Raw genomic sequence first — 21,415 nt, 5'->3', positions numbered from 1 at the left:
TGCGGTGTTCAGTCGGCGAGGCCGATGGTCACCGGGCCCGCGTTCCAGTCCACGCTGCGCAGCATTCCGGACGGGACGCGGAAGACCCGTCCGGGTGCGGCCGGCCACCAAAGGCGTTGGTCGGCCACAATCCTGCCCTGTTGGCGCAGGACGACTTTGGGGAAGGGCACGTACCGGTCGCTCCACAGGAGGAGCCGTCGCCGCGGCGGTGCGGGGTCGTTGCGGTGCAGCAGGGACGGGGCGACCCACCGGAACGGGGCCTCGGCGGTCAGCGGCAGGCTGGTGCCCTCGGGTCGCTGTCCGGCGAGGTGTGCCACGACGTGGTCGGCGACCGCGGCCCCGTCGAGGGCGGCGACGTCCGCCGTGTCCACCGGGTGCAGCAGATTGCCGATGGCGAACACGCCCTCCTTGTCGGTGCGCAGTGCCGCGTCGACGACGGGCGACTTGCTGCCGGGGACGATGTCGATGCCGGCGGCGCGGGCGAGCTCGTTGTCGGGAATCCAGTCGCCGGTGAGGATGACCGTGTCGCAGGCGACCCGAGTCCTCCGGCCGGTGTCGAGGTTCTCGATCTCGACCCCTTCGACGGTGGGTTTGCCGAAGATGCCCGCCACTCTGGTGCGCGTGGCGACCTTGGTGCCGAAGGCGACCTTGCCGGGGGCGCTGAAGAACGCGTAGGCGTCCGGCTTGGGGTACTCGGTCGTCATGAGCACGGTCGCGCAGCCGGCGTGGCGCAGGGTCAACACGGCCGACCAGCTGACGAGTTCGGCGCCGACGACCACGGCCTTCCTCCCGACCGTGCCGTGCTTGAGGTGGACGATGTTCTGGAGCTGGCCGGTGGTGTAGACGCCTTGGCCGCGGTCCCCGGGGATGCGCCGTGCCGGACGCGGCCGTTCCCTGGCGCCGGTGGCCAGGACCACGACCTGCGCGTCGACGCGCACGCGCCCCGCCGGCATGGTGACGTTGACCGAGCGCGGGCCCGCCCAGTCGGTGACCATGGCGTTGGTGACGATGCGCGCTCCGGCCGCCTCGGCCCTCTCGCGGAGGATCGCGGCGTACTTGGGGCCGCTGATGAACTTGCCCAGGTCCCGGATGCCGTAGCCGAGGTGGTCGCTGTGGCGCGGGATGCCACCCGCGGCGCTCTCCCGTTCGAGGACGAGGACCTCGCCGGTGATCCGCGGGGCGATCTCGGCGGCGGCCCGAAGGCCGGAAGGACCGGCGCCGATGATGAGGACCGTCGGATTCAGGATCTCGTGGTGCGTCATCTCGTGGTGCGTCACTTCGCCGCCTCCGTCGCCTCGCACGAGCGGACGGGCTTCGCGCCCACTGCCGTTCCGTTGCCGTCGAGCAGTTCCCTGACCTCCGCACCGCAGAAGAACCCCTGGCACCGTCCGTTCATGGCGCGGGTGCGGCGGCGCAGGCCTTCGAGGTTGCGGGCGGGTACGGGGGCATGGCAGGCGTCGCGGATCTCGCCCGCGGTGACCCGTTCGCAGAAGCAGACGATGGTGCCGTAGGCGGGGTCGCGGGCGATCAACTCGGCGTCCTGGTACGGACGTGGAGCCGCTTCACCGATGTTGGGCATCCGCGGCGGCGCAGGCAGGTCGCTGCGCGTGAGCAGGGTCAGACCGGCCTTCTCCAGCAGGGTGCGGGCGTGTTCGGCGATGGCGATTCCGGCGGTCAGCCCGGTGGAGCGGATGCCGCCGACGAGGAGGTAGCGCTGGTCGGAGGTGGCTTCGATGAGGTAGTCGGGGTGGTCGATCGCGGCACGTAGTCCCGCGTAGGCGGCCGTGACCTCTTCGGCGAGCAGGCGCGGCATGAGGCGTTCGCCCTTGGTGAGCAGGAAGTCGTAGCCGTCTTCGGACGTCGCGGTGTCGGTGCGGTCCGTGAGGTCTTCGGCGGTCGGGCCGAGCATGACGTTGCCGTAGATCGTCGGGGAGATCAGGACCCCCTTGCCGCGGGAGGTGGGCACGGGCAGGACGATCTTGTCGGCCATGGGGCGGGCGAGTTTGTCGAAGACGAACAACTCGCCGCGGCGGGGCGTGACGGTGAAGCGGTCGTGGCCGAAGAGCCGGTCGATGTGGTCGGCGCCGAGACCGGCGGCGTTGACGACCCAGCGGGCACGTACGTCGCCCGCCGGTGTGTGCAGGGTGGTCGTGTCGGGCCCCTGATCGACGCCGGTCACGGCGTGCCGGAGCAGGATCGTGGTGCCGCGCCGCTGCGCGTCGGTGGCCAGGGCGAGATTGGTGGTCCAAGTGCAGATGATGGACTCGTCCGGCACGGTCAGCCCGCCGACCACGCCCTCCCCGAGGTCGGGGAGCATGCGGTAGACCTCGTCGGCATCGACGATCCGGCAGTGGTCGTAGCCGTTGGCCTCGGCCTTCTCCTTCAGACCGGGCAGGGCCTGGTGCTCTTCGTCGTTCCAGGCGACCAGGACGGCGCCGGTGTGTTCGACCGGGATGCCGGTGGCTTCGGCGTACGCGCTCAGCAGGTGGTAGCCGCGGGCGACGAGCCGGGATTCCAACGTGCCGGGTTTGGCGTCGAAGCCGGTGTGCAGGATCGCGGTGTTGGCCTTGCTGGTCCCGTCGCCCACGTCGTCGCGCGCTTCCAGCAGCGCGACGGAGACGTCGCAGCCGGACAGTTCGCGTGCGATCGCCGCGCCGACGATGCCACCGCCGATCACCGCGACGTCGAAGACGCCGTCGTGCGGACGGTGGGGGGTGGCGGTCATGACTGCTCTCCTTCGGGGGCGCCGGGCCGGGCGGCCCGCGCCCACCTGCCGCGGAACTCCTCGGCCCGGTCCCGGGACCAGCGGGGCTCGTAGACGGTCGTCGGTCGCCAGTCGCCGACGGCCTCCTTGAGACCGAGCGCGGGGTCGAGGGCGCAGCGGGCCAGGGCCGCCGCGCCCAGCGGGGTGGCGTGGGCGTGGGGGTAGATGTCGACGGGGATCTGCGCGATGTCGGCCTGGGCCTGCATGAGGGCGGCGGAGTTGGTCAGTCCTCCGTCCGCGCGCAGTCGGCTCAGTGGCCGGCCGAGGTCGGCGGCGACGAGTGCGCCCAACTCGGCGACCTGGGCGGCGATCCCTTGCAGCACGGCCAGGACGAGGTGTTCGCGGCGGGTCGCCAGGGTCAGGCCGGTGAAGGACGCGGTGGCGTCCGGGGCCCACCAGGGAGCCGCGAGGCCGGCGAACGCGGGGACGCACAGCACGCCTTCGGCGTCGCTCGCGGCGAGGGTGTCCAGGTCCGTCGCCGACGGGACGAGGCCGAGGTCCTGGAGCCAGCGCACCGCGGACGCGACGGTGTAGACCTGTCCGTCCACGCAGTAGGGGGTGTGACCGGCCGCTCGCCACGCCACCGACGTCGTCAGGCCCGCGTGCGAGCGCACGGGGTTCAGCCCGGTGTTCGCCAGGAGGAAGGCGCCGGTGCCGTACGTGCATTTCGCGCTGCCTTCCTGCAGGCAGCCCTCGGCGATCAGGGCGGCCTGCTGGTCGACGATCAGTCCGGCCACGGGCACGTCGCCGCCGAAGGCCCGCGTGGTGCCGACGATGTCGTCGCAGGCGACGATGCGCGGCAGCCGCTCCCCCGTGAGGCCGAAGAGGCCGAGGAGTTCTTCGTCCCAGGTGACGGTGTCCAGGTCGAGGATCAGCGAGCGGCTGGCGGTGGCCGCGTCGGTGACGAACTCGCCGGTCAGGTGGTGCACGAGCCAGGTGTCGGTGGTCGTCACCACCCCCTCGCGGGTGACGTTGCGGCGCAGCCAGGCCATCTTGGGCGCGGAGAAGTAGGGGTCGAGGACGAGCCCGGTGCGCCGGGCGATGTGGTCGGCGTGCTCGGTCATCTCGGCGCACACGCTGTCCGCGCGGCGGTCCTGCCACACGATGGCCTGGGACAGCGGTGCCCCGGTCGCGGGGTCCCAGGCCAGCACCGTCTCGCCCTGGTTGGCCAGGGCGACGCCCGTGATCGGGCGGTGGGACGCGTTCACGGCGCGGCGTCCGGCGTTGAGGACGGAATCCAGCAGCTCGTGCGGGTTCTGCTCGACGCCTCCGCCGGGCAGGTAGGTGGGGCGGATGGCCTCCTCGGCGATGGCGACGATGGATCCGTCGTCGGCGTCGACGACGATGGCCTTGGTCCCCGAGGTGCCCTGGTCGATGGCGAGGATCGCGGTCATGACACGTTCCCTACGGTGGCGGTGTCGGCGGGCTTCGGGTGACCGGCCGCGTCCGCGGCGTCCAGCGTCCGGTCGACGTCGGCCATGTCCGGCATGGTCAGCCCGCCGCGACCGCGTCGGACGAGGAGGCCCGCGAAGTAGACGGCACCGGCCGCGAGCAGTACCAGGACGTACGTCCACGGTCCGCGGAAGGAGGAGTCCCGGAAGATCAGCAGCTCGTAGACCAGCCAGACGGCCGCGACGACGAGGACCGGGATCTCCCAGCGGCCGAGCGAGAATCCCTGGGACGGCGGCAGCGAGCGGCGCTTGGCCGCGTACATCGCCACCGTGCCGGCGTAGATGAGGGCGGGCAGCAGTGTCGCGGCGGAGAACAGCTCGAACAGCGCGTCCGTGGAGCGGGAGAAGACCGCGAGGATGATCTGCGCGATCAGCATCATGAACACCGAGGCGTTCAGCGGTGTCGCGGTGCGCCGGTCGATGCGCCTGAGCCACTGCCAGCCGGGGAACCGCTCGTCCCGGGACATGGCGTACACCAGGCGGGTGCCGCTGAGGGTGATCACCAGCCCGCACGAGAAGATCGAGATCACGACCAGGACCAGCAGGATCTTCCCGACCACCGAGCCGAGTACGGCGGTGATCACCGTGGCGACCGGGGTGGCCGACGCGCCGACGCCTCCGACCTGGCCGGCCGCCGCGGTGACCGCGATCAGGAACAGGAAGCCGAGGACGCCGAGCGAGAGGACCGCCTGCACCATGGCCTTGGGGATGACGCGGGCCGGGTCCTTGGTCTCCTCGGCCAGGTTGGCGGCCGATTCGAAGCCGACGATGGTGAACGCGCCCAGCAGGAACGCGAGAGCGAAGGGTCCGGCGCTGGTGGCGCCGCCGAGGGCGTAGTAGCCGCTCTCCGGGACGGGCCCGCTCTCGAACAGGTGGGCGAAGTCCAGCTTGCCGGTGGCGGCGCCCACCACGAACAGCAGCACGGTCAGCGTGATCATGCCGATGAGCTGTGCGGTGACCGCGGTGTTGTTGACGCGGTGGGTCGTGCGCGTCGAGGCGGCGACGAGGATCGCCTGGAGCAGGACGACGCCGGCGGTGATCACCCAGGCGTTCTGTGTGGTGCCGACGTAGTGGAACAGTTCCGGGAGGATCGTGGAGGCGATCGTGTAGTCCACGGCGACCACGACCACGCCCAGGAACGCGAACGAGATCCAGCCCATGATCCAGCCCCACACGGGGCCGACGATCCGCGACACCCACTGGTAGGAGTAGCCGCTGATGGGAATCCGGGCGGCGAGGGCGCCGAAGATGAGCGCGATGGTCAGCTGGCCGATCACCGCGATCGGCCAGGCCCAGATGCCGCGCGGGCCGGAGGTGGCGAGCACCGAGCCGTACGTGGTGAAGATCCCGGTCGCGATCGACACGAACCCGAACGCCACGGAGAACGAGGCGTACCAGCCCAGCTCCCGTTTCATCTGCTTGTGCTCACCATTGTCTCGGTCGACCGATCCCGATCCCCGGGGCTCTGTGTCTGCAGCTGCCATGACTCGCTTCCCTGTTCAGGGTGCCCCGCCGTCGCGGCGGGGGCCAGTGGATGTGGGGGAACCGAACGCGGTCGGCAATGCCGGCACGCCTGCGGAGGTCTGTCGGCCGGGTCACCACTGAACTGACTGCTTCTGTGGATTACTGACCGATCCTTTCTGGAAGTGTGGATGTTTGCCCGAATGCAGTCAAGCCTTTGCCGGCAGGTCACCTCCAGAGCCCAACCGGATCAATCGTACGTAAGGCCACGAAATAGCATCGAATACTCCGCGCATCGCCGTGCAGGAGCACTGTGGGAGCGCAAGACCACCCTGACCGCCATCATCCGACCGCTAGGATTCAGTCACAGATCCACAGAAACGGTCACCAGGACAAGGAGGTGGGGCATGCTCGCTGCCGAGCGCCGCCGCCGGATCGTCGCCGAGATCGGCCGACTCAAGTTCGTCTCCACCGACGACCTCACCACCCTGCTGGGCGTGTCGCAGGAGACCGTCCGCAGGGATCTGGCGCTGCTCGAACGGCGCGGCGAGCTGTCGCGGGTCCACGGCGGCGCCACCAGCCCCCAGGCACCGGTCGGGGAGGAGGCCTCCTTCAGCGAACGCAGCGGCACCCTCGCCGCGGAGAAGCAGGCCATCGGCCGGGCCGCGGCGGCCCTCATCGAGCCGAATCAGACCGTCGTCATCGACGTCGGCACCACCGCGCTGGAAGTCGCCCGCGCCCTGCCCGCCGACCACGTCGGCGTCATCGCGACCCCTTCCCTTCTCGTGGCCGCGGAAGCCAGCACCCGTCCCCGCGTCGAGGTGCTCGTGAGCGGCGGCCGTCTCCGGGCGGGCGACTTGGCGTGCTCCAACGCCCAGGCCGTGGAGTTCTTCGGGGGTCTGCGCGCGGATGCCGCGTTCGTGGGGTCCGGTGGCATTGCCCCGTACGGCCTGACGGACTTCCACCTCGACGAGGTCGCCACCAAGCGGGCCATGCTCGCCAACTCCTCCCACCGCTACGTGCTGGCCGACTCCACCAAATTCGGCCGCACGGCCGCCCACCGCGTCTGCGAGTTGGACGGCTTCGACATCCTCATCACCGACGCCCCCTGCCCCGCCGAACTGCGCACCGCACTCAGCCACGCCGGCGGCACCGTCGTCATCGCCTGACCCCCACCGACGCCAAAAGCCGCACACGACTACGCACGCCGAACGTCCCGGAGCGAACGCGCGTGTGCCGCGAGACCGCGCTGGTCGGCGGCTCGCTCACCGCGAAGAACTACCCCCAGGCCCAGGCCCAGGCCCCTGGTTCTCCTACACCCGCGGCGGCGACGAAGTCGGCCACGGGCTAGCGCAGTTCCAGTCCGAGATGGCCGGCAAGAAGGTCGCCGTCGTCGGCGTGGTCAACGAACAGTCGGTCGTGAAGGACACCGTCCTTACGTGAGCACCACGTCGCCGGCCTGAATCGCCAGATCCGCACACAGGTCCTCGGGCTCCGCGGCGCCGTGGGGGCCAGCAGCGTTCGTCCCTGGTCGACAAAAGCGCCGACCGCGGCCCGAAGTTCGAGCGCACGCGCGGTGGGGACAAGTCCACGGCCGACGCGGACAAGAATCGGGTCCTGCAAGGTACGGCGCAGGCGGGCCAAGGTGCGGCTCATCGCCGGTGGTGAGGTGTGCAAGCGTTCCGCCGCACCGGTCAGCCTTCCTCCAGCAAGGCATGCAGGGCCACGAGGAGGTTGAGATCGAGTTGGGGCATGCCCTGGATTATCCAGAGCGGAATGCATCATGACCACTCTTTCACCGATGGTCATCCACCGCCGGGCCCAGCGTGGAACACATCCCCCGACCACGCCCTCACCAGGGAGAGCCATGAACGACGTGCTGGCCGTCATCGCGCAGGACAATTGCAGGCTCCACTTCGTCGACGCGGCCGACCACCGCGAGCTTGCTCGCGTCGACCTGCCACCGGAGCCGCACGAGGTGCCGTTCGACGCCGACCACCGGGAAGAAACTCCAGGACGCCCTCCGCAAGCGCTCGTGGAAGTGCGAGCTGTACTGGTCCACAGGGTATGAGAACCGTCCGCTCTGCACGGTGAGCGCGAGGGCTCCGACCGCGTGAGTACCGTCGAAAGGCTGATGCGGGCACCGCGTCGCACGTCCTATCGGCTGACTCGACGGTTGGGCATGCGGTGACTTCTTCCTCACTGTTGGGAGAAGACGCATGCGCGTGCGCACCGCGATTCTGGCTGCCAACGTCGTTGGGGAATGCCCTTGGGCGGAAAGGGAATTGCCGTTGCCGCGGGGCGAACAACAACGACGACGTCGCCGTCAGGCTCGCGAAGCCCTGGGTCTCCGACGGGTCACCTGAGTCGGAGATTCGGAGTTGTCGTCATCGGCATCCGGTCCGTCCGGGCAGCGGAGACGGTCGGCCGGGAGTCGTGCGGCTGTGACGTCGCGAAGAAGGTGAACGGCCGCGAGAGACACCTGGTTGTCGACACACCCACGGGCTGCTGCTGTTCTTCATGGTCACCCCCCGTGGACCTGTCCGGTCGGGACGTGACCAAGGAAGTGCCGTTCAGGCTGCGGCTGCGCATCCGGAAATCACCATCGTCTGGGCGGACATCGCCTACGCCGGCCGGCTCGTCCGCTGGTCGACGAAGTGGCTCGGGCTGACCTGAAGACGGTCAACCGGCGCAAGGGCGCGGTCGGATTCGTCGTCGTGACCCGTCGTTGGGTCGTCGAACGGTCCCTTGCCTGGATCATGCACGCCCGCCGTCACGCGCGGGACGACGAACGGCTGTTCCCACACGCCGAATCGCTGCTGACCTGGGCAGGGATCACCCTGACGACATGCGGCTTGACCAGCAGCGCCCACCGCCAGGACGGGTGGTTCAATCGCCCGCCGTTCCGGCTAGCCTTCGGCACCTCCGCTATCGTCCCTGAGGGGCACCGTGTCGCTCGGAGAGAAGTCCGGCACTCGCTCTGGCCGGGAACCGTTCTTGAGCGACTTGGCGCCGGCCACGCCGACGAGCGACGCGGCGACAGCGGACCTCACCGGAACCAGTGGCGGCTCCCCGCGTTCCACGGTGGCCCGGAATCCCTGGAGAATGCGCACCGTCCCCTCCGCCTGCCGCTCGACCGGCCGCCCGTCCAAAGTGAGGAAAGGCGGGACCGTTTCCTCCTCGCGCATGACGCCGTCGGCTTGAGTCCAACCCTCCGCCCGGATACGCACGGACCACGACCGCGTGCCGGCCGCGCGCACGGACTCGGCGAACCCGCGTCGGCCGCGGACGGACAGCCAACTCCAGTGACTGTCGGGCTCGCCCTGGAGGAAGCCGTGGCGGGTCACGGCCAGCGCGCCGGTGGACAGCCGGACAGTCATGACAACGGCGTTGTTCGGGGAGGCCTCGTCCGCCGCGAACGCGGACACCTCCACCGGCCAGGCGTCTGCGACGGCCAGCACCGGCGAGATGGTGTGTGTGCAGTACGCCGTCGGGGAAATACGGCCGCGCCAGCCACCGGGGTCGCCGATCAGCGCTTCGACGTCCTCAGGTGACATCCCGTGCAGGTAATCGGCCTCGATCAGACTGACCCCGCCCAGCTCTCCTGCCTCGACCACCTGTCTGATCAGGCGGATATGCGGATGGAAGACGTAGTTCTCGGCGAAGGAATAGGTCGCCACCGAGCGCTCGGCCGCGGCGATCAAGCGCCGCCCCTCGTCCTCGTCCACGCACGCCGCGCACTCGGACAGCACGTGCACGCCCCGCTCCAGGAAAGCGATGGCCGGCGGAGCGTGCGCGTCGAAGTCATTGGCCAGGACGACGCCGTCCAGCCGGTGGTCCAGCAGGTCCTCCCACCTGTCCGTGAGCACCGCGTCGGGCAGTTCCTCCCGCGCAGCCTCCCGTCGCGCGGCGTCACGGTCGCAGGCGGCCACCACCTCCATGCCCACCCGCCGACACCAGCCCGCCAAGTACAGCCCCATCTTCAATCCGATCACACCAACGCGCATGCGTACATGATCGCTTGGTGTCTCCCGTCCACGACAACCCGTTTTCCGACGGCTCTTCGGCACACCGAGGGCCGAACAGACCAGCCACGACCGGATGCTCGCCGCCAATACCCATCACGCCAACACCGCCGACCGCTTCCTCACACATCGAGGATCGAAAACATGCATCAAACGCTTAACCTGTGCGCCTTGGTCAGAGGCAGGTTCACGGTTGGCGCGGGCGGTGCGAGGGCATGGGGGTCCAGGCGTAGACCGGTGACGGTCTCGACGAGAGCCATGGTCATCGAGCTCCAGTATCCGTCGTGCGGGGGTTCCTCACCGGTGATGAGATTGTCGTCCTCGTCGTCGTAGTCGTTGAAGTCGTAGTCGGGGTCAAGCCCGATGCGGCGCATGGCCTCGGCGAGCCGGTCGGGGTGACGGCCGTAACGGTCGTCGGGCGCCACCGCGTCGAAGTACGTCCACGGCTCACCGTCGACGATGTGCCGGAACCTGCAGTGGGCCAGGATGTCGCGGTTGAACATGACCACTTCCGTGCCGACCGACAGGCGTCGCACAGGCTTTTCGGTGAACGCGTCGAAACCGCCGGGCTCGAACGCCAGGGTCCACGTCCCGCCGAGGCTGTGCACGCTCGTCAGTTCAGGCGCATCGCCCCGATTCGCGCGCTCCTCACCGCTCAACAACTGCGCCGCCGCAGGGTCCGCCCCGAGGCGTCGGAGCACCTCATCGGCGGGAAGCGACTTGACGAAGATCAGGCTCCCGTCCCCGATCGGGCTGGCAGGGCGGTCCAGCCAGGAGTACATCTCGTGGTCGGGTGGTTCGTGGATGTCGGGCATGCCCGCAGCATGCCGGACCGCTCTGTCCGAGCTCGGCGGACGCCGTGTTGTGCGCGGACGGGCCCGTGAGGACGCGGGTCGGCTTGTCGCTCGCGCCGGAGCACCGGCGCGGCTGCCGCTGCCCCGGGCGGCGGACGGTCGCCTGATGCCCGCGGTGGACGTCTCGCCGGGCCGCGGCCGGACCCGGACACCATTGTTTGTTTCGAACCCGCGCTTTCCGGTTCAGGGCCGCGACGGTGCGGACCGTCCGCGCAGCACGATCGTAGGGAGCGAGGACCGGGATCAAGGGCGAGAGGGCCCCTCGGAAGTCCCTCACCTTCGGGGTCAAGGGCGCAGCGGAGACCGGTCTCGTTGTCGCGCCCGGCCGGAATCGCGTGGATGCGTTCGGCCGAGCCATGGAGTTGGCTGCGAGGCCCGGATGAGCACGATGTGCAGGCGGACGGGATCGTCACCCACGCACACCACGTCCGCCGCGTTCGCGGTGGATTCGGCGGCTTCCTCCACGTGACACCTCGCTCAGGTGACACCTCGCTTCCCCGCGGCCCCGATCGGGCCAACGCGTTTTCCCGCGGCACCGAAAACCGACGTCGGAAAACAAAGATTCAGCGATTCCGTTCGATGGACGCGAAAGCGAAGTCGCCATCCCGAACACGCGGAAGGCGTCGGCGATCGTTGTTCCGATGCCCCGGAACTGCGCTGATGGGGAGCCATGAGCAGGAGGATCCGCAGGCGCCGCCCCGATGTCACCGCCATGGAACTGGCGACCGTCGCGGGTGTCCTCGACGTGTTCGCGGCGGCGTACGCGCTGTTTCTCGCCCTCCACAGCGATCCGGTGCACGCGGCCGTCCTCATCCTCGTGGCGCTGGCCGGCAACTTCGCGCTGTTCGCCCTGGTGCGCGTGCGACGCCGACCGCGCCACGTCGACCACGCGTCACGACGGCTCGTGGGGGCCTCCGACCCGCGTCGCCACGCGACCATGGGCGCCCCTGCCGTCGGGGGCGCCGCACCGGCCCTGGGCACCCCCATCGGCGGGTCGGTGCCCGCCGGCGCGGACGTGAGCGGCACCAGGGAGGACACCTACGTCGAGACCTCGGGCCCAGATGGAGGGGGAAGCCCTCGGGACGCACCGTCGACCACATCGCCGCCGCCCGCGGCGGATGCGAACACGTCGTCCGCACTGGCGTCGTCCGCACAGGGTCTTCGACCCCCGGAACCGCGCGGGCCGGAGACCGACCTGGGGTGGGAACCCGCTCAGCACGGTAGCCGGCGGCCTCAGCGAAGCGGCGTCCGTCCCCGGCCAGGTGACGGTTCATCCAGCGCAGGGGAAACATCGAGAGCCCTTCGCGGTCTGAGGCCGCCGCTGAGAGGCCCATCACGCTGACGCCTCCCAGTGCGCGGCCAGGTCGAAAGCCGCATCGCGGACGAACGACTTCTCCGCGCCGTCGGCGAGTGCTCGCGAGATGGCGGCGGTGAGTCCGATTGCCTCAAGCGTGGAGTGGATGCGCAAGGTGATCCAGCCGGCCACGTAGTCGTACGCCAAGCCCGCCGCGTCTGCCTCGTCGAGCGGCACCACCAGAGTCACGCCCTCGCGCTCGGCCACGGTCACCACAGGCGTGACGCCGGAGGGGCACACCACCCTCGACCGCCGTGAACACGTACACGCCCACGTTCAGCTCCGGGCGCATGCCGCTCAGCGGTTTCCGGAGATCACTCTCGCCGGACATGTTGGCAACCTCGCTCTCGTCGATCAGTGATCCGGAGAAGCACACCTGGCACGGTCGGCGTCACCCCGAGCCGCGGTTGCGGAGACAGGCCGGGACTCGTCGATGTCAAGCTTCTTTGACACATGGGCAGTGTAAAGCGTACTTTCCAAGTGTGCGGAACGAAGTCAGGCGGCTGCGAACCGCCCAAGAGCTCTCCCAGCAGGCGCTCGGCGTCGCGCTGGGAGTCTCCCGGCAGACCGTCAACGCGATCGAACAAGGACGGTACGACCCGTCGTTGCCACTGGCGATCCGCATCGCCAGGCACTTCGGGACAACGGTGGAGGAGATCTTTCATGTCGACGACGCTTAATCCGTCGCGCGCCGGACGCCGCTGGTACGTCTTGGCGCTGGCCTGCCTCGCGGGCGCCGGAATGTCGGTGGCCACCGCCCTGCGCGGCGAAGTCGTGCTCGCCGTCATCCTCCCGGTCATCGTGATCGGCTACGGACTGGCGGTCACCCTCTTCGCCCGGCGCAGCGACGTCGCGGCGCAGCTCAGCGGCAGCGAGGACGACGAACGCGGGCAACTGATCTACCTGAAGGCGTCCTCGGCCTCGGGCAGCGTGGTCATGCTCGCCGTCGTGGCGGGCCTCTGCGTCGAACTGGCTCGCGGCGACATCGGCGGCCCGTTCTCGTTGCTGGCCGGCGCGGGCGGTCTCTCCTTCATGGCGTCCTCAGCGTACTTCTCGCGGCGCGGCTGACCTCCCCCGAGCCGGGGTCCCAGCCCGCCCGCCGAGGGCAGCCACACCGACGGGCAGCGGCAGGCGCCACGGGACGTGCGCCGGATGGTCTTTCGACGGCTGTCCGCCCGGTCGGCGAACCGGGCGAACAGCCACACCCGGGTCCGACTGCGCATCACCGTATGCCCGGTGGCGGCACCTTCGGAGGCACAGGGCGAAACGCGGCCGGAAACATGACAGAAGGTGTCGGGTTTCACTCCGATCATGGGTGACCGGTAATCGTCGACGACGGATGTCGACGGGGCCACGCACGACAGGACTCCCATGCGCGAAACCACACGGCAATTCGACAAGCTTCAGGAGCCGCTCGACGTCGCACCGCCGCTCCCCGACCGACAAGGCGGACCAGCGTTGACCGCGTCAGCGGCAGACCCCGCGCGCGAGGGAACCAACGCCGGTCGCGAGAGCATCGACGTCGTGGGAGCGCGCACCAACAACCTGCGCGACGTCACCGTGAGCATCCCCAGAGGGCGGCTCGTCGCCTTCACCGGCGTGAGCGGCAGCGGAAAGACCTCCCTCGCGATCGACACACTGCACAGCGAGGCCCAACTGCGTTATCTGGAAGGGCTTTCGCCGTTCGTACGGCAGTACATCACGCAACGCAACCGACCCAAGGTCGACCGCATCCTCGGACTCGGCGCGACACTTGCCGTCGACCAGCGTCGCCTGAACCGCAACCCGCGCTCCACCGTCGCGACGATCACGGGCATCGACGGACACCTGGGGCTGCTCTACTCACGCCTCCCGGTGCTCGGCGCGGATCCGGCGACGGCCGACGGCAACGGGCACCTGACGACCGCGCACTTCGACCGCAACACCCCGGAGGGGAGCTGCGCTCAGTGCCACGGAGTGGGCGGACACTGGCAGGCGCAGGAGGACCTGATCATCACCCGCCCCGAACTCCCGCTCTTCGACGGGGCGTCGCCCTGGTACGCCAAGTGGCGGTCCGGTGAGCACTCGTTCATCCCGGCGCTCGCCGAGAAGCGGGGCGTGGACCTCGGGCGGCCGTGGCAGTCGCTGCCCGAGGCGTTCCGCCGCTGCGTGCTGTACGGCACGGGTGACGAGGTCGTGGAGGCGACCGTCGACATACCGAACAAGAACGAGACGGCGCGGATGACCTACACCGGAAGCCAGCCGCTGCGCGGCGCGCTCGCCGAGGTGGAGCGGGTGTTCGTGAACGCCCGGACGCCCGGCGCCAAGCAGCGCTACCTGCCGTACATGCGCAAGCGGCCGTGCGTCACCTGCGGGGGCGACGGGTACGACCGGGCGGCCCGGTCGGTCCGGCTCGGCGGCCTGGCGTACCCCGCGCTCCTGGAGGTGGACGTCCGCGAGGTGTGCGGCTGGGCGGAGTGTGTGGCGGGTGAACTGGACGCCCGGCAACGCGCCGTGGGCGAGCCACTGCTGTGGGACCTGGGCCGCCGACTCGGCATCCTCGACCGGCTCGGCCTGTCCCACCTTCAGCTGTCCCGGAGTGCGGCGACGCTGTCCGGCGGCGAGTTGCAGCGAACGCGGCTCGCCGCGCAGCTGTGCACCGAGCTGAGCGGCATCACCTTCGTCCTCGACGAGCCCGGGACCGGGCTGCATCCGGCGGACAAGTCCCACCTGCTCGACATCGCCCTGGAGTTGCGCGAGGCCGGGAACACCGTGCTCCTCGTCGAGCACGACCCCGAACTGATCGCCCGGGCGGACTGGGTGGTCGACATGGGGCCCGGTGCCGGCCGCCTCGGCGGCGAGGTCCTGGTGTCGGGTCCGCCCGCCGCCGTGGCCGCCCACCCGGACTCGCTGACCGGGCGCCATCTGGCCGGCGCGGAGCCCCGGCTGCGCCGGACCCGCCGCCCGGTCGACGACGACAACGGCTGGGTGGAGCTGTACGGCCTGCGCGCCCACAACGTGGTCGCCGACCTCGTGCGATTCCCCGCCGGCCGACTCACCTGCCTGACCGGGGTGAGCGGCAGCGGGAAGAGCAGCCTGCTCGGCGCGCTCGGTGCGAGCGTCCAGGCCGCGTTGGCCGGAACGGTGGACGACTCGGTGCGGGAGGTCGGCGGTCTCGACGCGTTCGGCTGGGTCGCGGTGGTCGACCAGGACCCGCTGGGACGCACGCCGCGCTCGAACCCGGCCACGTACAGCAAGGCGTTCGACCTGGTCCGCAAGCTGTTCGCCGAGACGGAATCGGCCCGGGCCCGTGGGCTCGACGCCTCGTGGTTCAGCTTCAACACGGCCGACGGCGGGCGCTGCGAGACCTGCACCGGATACGGGCGCAAGCTGGTGGACATGCACTTCCTGCCGGATGTGTGGGTGGTGTGCGACGCGTGCGAGGGCCGGCGTTACACGCCGGAGGCCCTGGAGATCACCTACCGTGGCCTGGCCGTCGACCAGGTGCTGGACCTGACCGTCGCGGAGGCCGTGGAACGTCTCCCCGAGCCTCGGCAGCTCGCGGAGACACTGAGATCTCTGGAGCAGGTCGGCCTCGGCTACCTCCAACTCGGCCAGAGCGCCACCGAGTTGTCCGGCGGTGAGGCACAGCGGCTGAAGCTCGCGTCCGCGATCCGGCGGGGCGCCGCGGGCCGCAAGGCCGGCCTCGTGGTGCTCGACGAGCCGGTGTCGGGGCTGCACCCTTCGGACGTCCAGCGGGTGGTGGACGCACTCGATGTGCTGGTCGACTCGGGGAACACCGTCGTCGTGGCCGAACACGACATCCCCGTGGCCGCCTCCGCCGACTGGGTCATCGACCTGGGGCCGGGCGGAGGGCCGGGCGGAGGGGCGGTGGTCGCGCAGGGCACCCCGGAAACCGTCGCGGCGGCGGACACCCCGACCGCCGGATACCTCCGCCGGTACGCGGAAGGCCTGCCGCTCCTGGAAGTACACCAGGCCGCGCGCCGCTGACGGGCCGCGGCCCGCGGGGTCGCACAGCGGCTTCCGGCCGCGCTACGACTGCCCGATTGCCCTGAATCCTGACGATCGGCGCGCAGCCCGACGGGCACCGAGGGCGGCGGCGAGCTGTGAGGTGTTGATTCCGCCGCCGATGGCGTCCAGGGCCGCGGCCCGTGCGGGGCCGATGAGGCGGGCGAGCGCGCCCCCGACGTGGCGGTGTCGTGGACGCCGCGGGTGACCGAAGGAACGCTTCATGAACCTCCGCTCACGACGCTCCCGCGTGTCTGTGCTCGCCATCCCGGCACTCGTGCTCGGCGGGCTCATACCGGGTACGGCGTCCGCCTCCGCGGCCCCGACAGCGGCCAACGCGCCTACCGTGCCCGTCGACATGCCATCGGAGATCGAACTCGTCCTCGACCTGTCCGGTTCGATGCAGGCCGACGACGCGGGCGGCCAGACCCGCCTGGCCGCCGCGAAGCAGGCCGTCGGCCGCATCGTCGACACAGCACCCGACGAGGCCCGGCTCGGACTGCGCGCCTACGGCGCCGCCTATCCCGGTGAGGACCGCACGCGGGGCCGCTCCGACACACAGCTCTTGACCCCCATCGGGCCGATGAACGCCGTGTCGCGCGCCGCCGCGAAGCAGAAGATCGCCGGAATGCAGGCGGTCGGCTTCACCCCGATCGGTGTCGCGTTGCGCGCCGCCGCCCAGGACCTCGGCACCGACGGCCCGCGGCGCATCGTCCTGATCTCGGACGGCGAGGACACCCGCGCGCCGCCGCCGTGCGACGTCGCCAAGGAACTCAAGGCCACCGGAATCGACCTCGCCGTCGACGCCGTCGGCTTCGTCGTCTCCCACATCGCACGCCGGTGACCGATACGGGCCGCAGGGCCTGGGGGCCGACGCCGCTGCCGCCATGGATGCGAAGATGCTGCGCTCACATATGCGCCCGTTCGGGAGCGACGGCCCACGGCCGCCGAGCCGGTCGAAGCGGGCGGCAGACCACCGACTCGCATGCCGCGAGTGACTGCTATTACCTCATGGGCGGACACACGGAAATCTATCTTTGTCAGAGTAGACATTGGGCGATGGCGCGGTTATGGTTTCTCTCGTAGCCAGAGGACGACAAGGCCTGGCAGAGGACGAACTGCCGGCAAGCAGTGACATGGAGAGCGGTGCGGAGATCGGAGTCTCGAAGCCGGTTTGTGGTGGTAGGGCAACGAGGCCGACGACCGCGCCGGGCGGCTCGCAGCATCAGGGGCCGCCGTGAGCAACACGGTAGAGGCAGTACCAGCGGATGCAGTTCGCAACAACCGCAGTGAAGTCAGTCGGTAGTACCTCGGTGAAGGCGTCGGCTGCGGGCGCGCGCACCGGGAGGTTCGGCAGTCGGGTTCCACGCCCAGGGAGTCGCAGGGCGGGCGATTCGGGGTCGGCTGCCGGAGGGTGACGCTCGCGTCAGGTCACCCGCCCGCAACACCAGCGGTTCGCAACGCAACACCAGAAGCACACAGCAGTACCCACCCCCCAAGAAGTCGACCGCCGAGGAACGAACGGAGGGAGCCGAGCGCCATCAGGATCGCCCGGGCGTACGACGAGCCCGGGTACCGCAGGACATCGATAGTGAGGTGGTCTCCGGTCAAGCAACAGCGATCCCCGCTACCCCGACGGCAACACGGTCGGGTCCGCGGACAGCACGCCGACGCAGAACCAGGTCGGCAGATGGTGTAGAAGTTCCTTTGGGGCCCTGGTGCCGTATGGCGCCAGGGCCCCTCCACGCGTTCCCGACACGACATTCCGCGCGGGACAAGACACGACGAAAGAGGTGCGATGACAGCTGAGGACTCGTTCGGCCGTCTCGACGACGACGACTACCCCGCCTACACGATGGGCCGCGCCGCCGAGATGCTCGGCACCACCCAGGGCTTCCTCCGCGCCATCGGCGAGGCCCGCCTGATCACCCCGCTCCGCTCCGAGGGCGGACACCGCCGCTACTCGCGCTACCAGTTGCGCATCGCCGCCCGCGCCCGCGAACTCGTCGACCGCGGCACCCCCATCGAGGCGGCCTGCCGCATCGTCATCCTCGAAGACCAGCTGGAAGAAGCCCTCCGCATCAACGAAGAACTTCGCAAGGACCGCCCGCCCGGCCGGGATGGCGACGACACCTAGACGGCCCGTCCCTGGGCGGGAGCTTGGCGGGGTGGCGACCCCGATCCCCCGGAACGAGACAGCGCGGAGGACCGCGGCGGCCCCGTTCCGCGGGCGATTCGCGGCGGCTGACCCGCGGCTCGCCGTACAGGCGATACGCGATGTACAGGCGATACGCGACCGGGTTGGACGACCGATGGTCATGGCAGACATCACCCGCGGCACCTCGCCGACCGCCTCGACGGCACCGCTCGGCAGGTTGCCGCCCTCCTGCGCCCCGCGGGCCCGCCGCCGCTTCCCGGATCAAACGTTGGGCGTCCGCGAGTTCGGCGGCGGTTTCGGCGTCCCGTCGGGGGGGGGGAGTCGGCACCGCGGGCATGATGTCGTGGGCGGGGCACGGAGCCGCCGCGGTACGGCGGCGTTCGCCACGCCTTGGTGCCCGTTCGCAGGGCTGTGCTACGCGGGGGCAGCGGTGCCGAGCATCGCCGAGGCGGTCTCGAGCGGTGTCAGTCCGGGAGTCGGCCCGCCGTCGGAGGCGCCGCACGTGAAGCCGAGGCGGGCCATGGCCCGGGTCACCTCGTCCGCGGTGAAGTCACGGCGATCCTGCCGGGTGAGGATAGCCCCGACCTGCTTGACCGGGTACCGACGGCGGCCGACGACCACGAAGCCGCCCGTGACGGGCTCGGGCTTGACGCCCTTCATGGATTCCAGCACTCCGTCCTTGGAGAGATCGAACGCGAAACCGGCGATGACACAGCGCATGGGTGCCTCACAAAGGCGGAAGAGAGCGAGGAACGGGGGCGAGGGCGGAGGACGACGAGCACGCCTGGGGTGCCCGTCACCCTTGAGGCGGTGACGCATGACAGGGCGGGTGCTTGCTTCGGCCGCCACGGGTCAGGCCGCGGCGTCCGAGGCCGACGGCCGAGAAGACGTGCGGCGCGGGGCTCGGCCGGTGCTCCGGCCCTGCGGGGGTCGGCTCCGCCGACTCCGGTTCGCGGAAGAGCCGCCCCGGGGTCGTTCCCGGGGAGCAACATCCGCGGCCGACGGGGAGATGGTGACCGGGATGCCCGAGGGTGCCTGCGCCCCCGTGATGCGGCTCAGTTCCGCGTCGCCGGAACGAACCCGGGTGGTCTGCGCGGTGACACCCGCGGCCGCCATCAGCCGGCTCATGCCGCGGCGCTGGTCGGGCGTGACGAGGGTGACGACGCTGCCGGACTCGCCGGCCCGAGCCGTGCGGCCTCCGCGGTGGAGGTAGTCCTTGTGGTCGGTGGGCGGGTCGACGTTCACGACCAAGTCGAGATTGTCGACGTGGATCCCGCGCGCGGCGACGTTGGTGGCCACCAGCACCGTCACGTGACCGGACTTGAACTGGGCGAGCGCACGCGTGCGTTGCGGCTGGGACTTGCCGCCGTGCAGCGCCGCGGCGCGTACCCCGCTCATCAGCAGGTGCCGGGTCATGCGGTCGACGGCGTGCTTGGTGTCCAGGAACATGATCACCCGGCCGTCGCGCGCCGCGATTTCCGTGGCCGCCTGGTGCTTTTCCGTGCCGTTCACGTGGAGCACATGGTGTTCCATCGTGGTGACCGCGCCTGCCGAGGGGTCGACGGAGTGCACCACGGGGTCGTTCAGGAAGCGGTGCACCAGCCGATCGACGTTGCGGTCCAGCGTGGCCGAGAACAGCATCCGCTGTCCGTCCGGCCGCACCTGGTCGAGCAGTGCGGTGACCTGCGGCATGAATCCCATGTCGGTCATCTGGTCGGCCTCGTCGAGGATCGTGATGCCGACGTGGTCCAGGCGGCAGTAGCCCCGGTCGATGAGGTCCTTGAGCCGACCCGGGGTCGCGACGACGACCTCCGGACCGGTGCGAAGTGCGTTGCCCTGCCTGCTGATCGACACACCGCCGACCACCGTGGCGAGGCGCAGCCGCACGGCGCGGGCGTACGGGGTGAGCGCCTCGGTGACCTGCTGGGCCAGCTCGCGCGTGGGAACCAGGACGAGCGCCAGCGGCTGTCGCGGTTCGGCGCGCCTTCCCGCGGTGCGGGCCAGGAGCGCAAGGCCGAAGGCGAGGGTCTTGCCCGATCCGGTGCGGCCTCGGCCGAGAACGTCGCGCCCCGCAAGGGCGTTGGGCAGGGTCGCCGCCTGGATCGGGAACGGCTCGGTCACGCCCTGCCTGCCGAGGGCCGCCAGCAGCGGCGCCGGCATGGCGAGATCGGAGAACGCCGCCACGGCGGGCAGTGCCGGAGTGACCGTCTCGGGCAGCGCGAATTCGCCCTGCGGTGCCGACGGGCGACGTCCGTTGCCCACCGAACGGCTCGGGCCGCCGGATCTGCCGGACGGGGCGGACCCGAAGCGGCTTCCGCGCTGTCCGGAACCCGAACGGCCGGTGTGGGTGCGGGCGAAGGGATCGTATTTGCGTGTGCGGTTCATGCGGAACCTTCCTCGATGCGGCGCGCGCCAAGGAATTTCCGCGGCAGGCCGTGCCGGTGCGGAGAATTGCCGGAACGAGCCGGGAGATTTCGTCGGAGCCCGGCGGGTGTGGTGGCCTGCCTGTGGATCCGGAGAATCGTGCCGAGGGAGCGGCCGGGGCAGGCCCCTCGGGAAGTCGGGAACGGCGGAAGGGACGAAAACGCGAGGCCCCGGGCGTGCCCGAACGGGAGCGCAGCCAGGGCCCGCACCCTCAGGTGCGGGCCCTGGCTGCGAAGTACGTGTGCGCGTCAGGCGGAGACGATGTTCTCCGCCGTCGGGCCCTTCTGGCCCTGCGCGATGTCGAAGGTCACCTTCTGGCCTTCCTGGAGCTCACGGAAGCCCTGGCCGGCGATGTTCGAGAAGTGAGCGAAGACGTCGGGGCCTCCGCCGTCCTGCTCGATGAAACCGAAGCCCTTTTCCGCGTTGAACCACTTCACAGTACCGGCAGCCATGTCAAATCTCCTTGGAGGGGCTGAGCCCAGAGCCCGCACTTCACGGACTCCGCGTCGCCGCGATGATCGCCCCACCGGAAATTATCCGGACCTTCAAAAGCGCTTCCGCGGTGGGAAAACGGCGGAAGGCGCTCGGAGATTCTGGGAACCACAACTGCAACTGGGAATGACAATAGCACGCTGTGACGGAATTCCTGCAACAGGGAACTCGTTCGGTTTGTCAGGAAAGAAATTCTCGCCGCGGACCGCAGCAAATTCTCACTCCGCGACCACATATTTTGCCCCCCGTCGAGCACAGGCTCTCATCCGAGGGCATCCGCCGCCGGCTCGGCGCCGTGGACATGCTCCCGAAGTGCTTGCCCTGTCCCCAACGACTCGCCGACGCCCGGGCCGAGCCCGGGCGGCTCGGCTGCGGATCGGATCACCGCCTTCCGGCCGGGCGTCGGGGGTGTCCGGCCGGAAGG

The 21,415-nt window shown here is 70.2% G+C and carries 17 protein-coding genes and 1 pseudogene; 7 read left to right on the top strand and 11 right to left on the bottom strand.

What is annotated here, in order from left to right:
- Positions 1-8: 8 nt before the first annotated feature.
- Genes LO772_RS31935 through LO772_RS31920 form a run of 4 tightly spaced genes read right to left on the bottom strand, consistent with a single transcriptional unit; the run spans position 9 to position 5,699 of the window.
- Complete coding sequence (locus LO772_RS31935; protein ID WP_231775511.1) at positions 9-1,277, bottom strand: NAD(P)/FAD-dependent oxidoreductase; 1,269 nt, start codon at positions 1,275-1,277, stop codon at positions 9-11.
- On the bottom strand, positions 1,274-2,725 hold the full coding sequence (locus LO772_RS31930) for an NAD(P)/FAD-dependent oxidoreductase (RefSeq protein ID WP_231775510.1): 1,452 nt from the start codon (positions 2,723-2,725) through the stop codon (positions 1,274-1,276). The genes LO772_RS31935 and LO772_RS31930 overlap by 4 nt, the downstream gene beginning before the upstream one ends.
- On the bottom strand, positions 2,722-4,158 hold the full coding sequence (locus tag LO772_RS31925; RefSeq protein WP_231775509.1) for an FGGY family carbohydrate kinase: 1,437 nt from the start codon (positions 4,156-4,158) through the stop codon (positions 2,722-2,724). The genes LO772_RS31930 and LO772_RS31925 overlap by 4 nt, the downstream gene beginning before the upstream one ends.
- On the bottom strand, positions 4,155-5,699 hold the full coding sequence (locus tag LO772_RS31920) for an APC family permease (RefSeq protein ID WP_231775508.1): 1,545 nt from the start codon (positions 5,697-5,699) through the stop codon (positions 4,155-4,157). Before LO772_RS31920 ends, LO772_RS31925 begins: the two co-directional genes overlap by 4 nt.
- A 384-nt stretch (positions 5,700-6,083) precedes the next feature.
- Here LO772_RS31920 and LO772_RS31915 point away from each other — a divergent pair, with 384 nt between their 5' ends.
- Complete coding sequence (locus LO772_RS31915; protein WP_231775507.1) at positions 6,084-6,845, top strand: DeoR/GlpR family DNA-binding transcription regulator; 762 nt, start codon at positions 6,084-6,086, stop codon at positions 6,843-6,845.
- Positions 6,846-7,023: 178 nt separating this feature from the next.
- On the opposite strand, the gene LO772_RS36155 is transcribed toward LO772_RS31915, so the two are convergent.
- Positions 7,024-7,332 carry a hypothetical protein gene (locus LO772_RS36155; RefSeq protein WP_331717291.1) on the bottom strand — a complete coding sequence of 103 codons (309 nt, stop codon included), beginning with the start codon at positions 7,330-7,332 and terminating at the stop codon, positions 7,024-7,026.
- Between the two features lie 211 nt (positions 7,333-7,543).
- Between LO772_RS36155 and LO772_RS31905 the strand changes: the two genes are divergently transcribed.
- Positions 7,544-7,747, top strand: a complete 204-nt coding sequence (locus LO772_RS31905) for a hypothetical protein (protein ID WP_231775506.1) — start codon at positions 7,544-7,546, stop codon at positions 7,745-7,747.
- A gap of 838 nt (positions 7,748-8,585) precedes the next feature.
- On the opposite strand, the gene LO772_RS31900 is transcribed toward LO772_RS31905, so the two are convergent.
- From LO772_RS31900 to LO772_RS31890, 3 genes and pseudogenes are all read right to left on the bottom strand, one after another.
- Positions 8,586-9,683, bottom strand: coding sequence for a Gfo/Idh/MocA family protein (locus LO772_RS31900; RefSeq protein WP_231775505.1), 1,098 nt, complete (start codon positions 9,681-9,683; stop codon positions 8,586-8,588).
- A 167-nt stretch (positions 9,684-9,850) separates the two neighbouring features.
- The gene (locus LO772_RS31895) at positions 9,851-10,516 is read right to left on the bottom strand and encodes a DUF6461 domain-containing protein (RefSeq protein WP_231775504.1); all 666 of its coding nucleotides are present in this window, start codon (positions 10,514-10,516) and stop codon (positions 9,851-9,853) included.
- Between the two features lie 1,441 nt (positions 10,517-11,957).
- Positions 11,958-12,240: pseudogene (locus LO772_RS31890) on the bottom strand (ACT domain-containing protein); the annotation flags it as partial.
- Positions 12,241-12,391: 151 nt separating this feature from the next.
- On the opposite strand from LO772_RS31890, the gene LO772_RS31885 reads away from it, so the two are divergent.
- The 5 genes from LO772_RS31885 (at position 12,392) to LO772_RS31865 (ending at position 18,054) form a co-directional block, all read left to right on the top strand.
- Entirely contained in the window at positions 12,392-12,589 is a 198-nt protein-coding gene (locus LO772_RS31885) for a helix-turn-helix transcriptional regulator (RefSeq protein WP_231775503.1), read from the top strand.
- On the top strand, positions 12,573-12,977 hold the full coding sequence (locus LO772_RS31880; protein ID WP_231775502.1) for a hypothetical protein: 405 nt from the start codon (positions 12,573-12,575) through the stop codon (positions 12,975-12,977). Before LO772_RS31885 ends, LO772_RS31880 begins: the two co-directional genes overlap by 17 nt.
- 303 nt (positions 12,978-13,280) lie before the next feature.
- Positions 13,281-15,899 (top strand): excinuclease ABC subunit UvrA, encoded by a 2,619-nt coding sequence (locus LO772_RS31875; protein ID WP_231775501.1) that lies wholly within the window; start codon positions 13,281-13,283, stop codon positions 15,897-15,899.
- A 376-nt stretch (positions 15,900-16,275) separates the two neighbouring features.
- Positions 16,276-16,761, top strand: coding sequence for a VWA domain-containing protein (locus LO772_RS31870; protein ID WP_231775500.1), 486 nt, complete (start codon positions 16,276-16,278; stop codon positions 16,759-16,761).
- Between the two features lie 954 nt (positions 16,762-17,715).
- Positions 17,716-18,054: a MerR family transcriptional regulator gene (locus LO772_RS31865; RefSeq protein ID WP_231775499.1), complete on the top strand. Its 339-nt coding sequence runs from the start codon at positions 17,716-17,718 to the stop codon at positions 18,052-18,054.
- A 435-nt stretch (positions 18,055-18,489) separates the two neighbouring features.
- Here LO772_RS31865 and LO772_RS31860 read toward each other — a convergent pair whose 3' ends face one another.
- From LO772_RS31860 to LO772_RS31850, 3 genes are all read right to left on the bottom strand, one after another.
- Positions 18,490-18,795 carry an SCO5918 family protein gene (locus LO772_RS31860; RefSeq protein WP_231775498.1) on the bottom strand — a complete coding sequence of 102 codons (306 nt, stop codon included), beginning with the start codon at positions 18,793-18,795 and terminating at the stop codon, positions 18,490-18,492.
- A 132-nt stretch (positions 18,796-18,927) separates the two neighbouring features.
- Positions 18,928-20,460, bottom strand: a complete 1,533-nt coding sequence (locus LO772_RS31855) for a DEAD/DEAH box helicase (RefSeq protein ID WP_231775497.1) — start codon at positions 20,458-20,460, stop codon at positions 18,928-18,930.
- Positions 20,461-20,747: 287 nt separating this feature from the next.
- The gene (locus LO772_RS31850) at positions 20,748-20,951 is read right to left on the bottom strand and encodes a cold-shock protein (protein ID WP_231775496.1); all 204 of its coding nucleotides are present in this window, start codon (positions 20,949-20,951) and stop codon (positions 20,748-20,750) included.
- Between the last annotated feature and the right edge of the window lie 464 nt (positions 20,952-21,415).

This window comes from Yinghuangia sp. ASG 101, from assembly GCF_021165735.1.
Classification (GTDB): Bacteria; Actinomycetota; Actinomycetes; order Streptomycetales; family Streptomycetaceae; genus Yinghuangia.
Note: the sequence above shows the minus strand (reverse complement) of the source record. Positions and strands in the feature narration are given on the sequence as shown.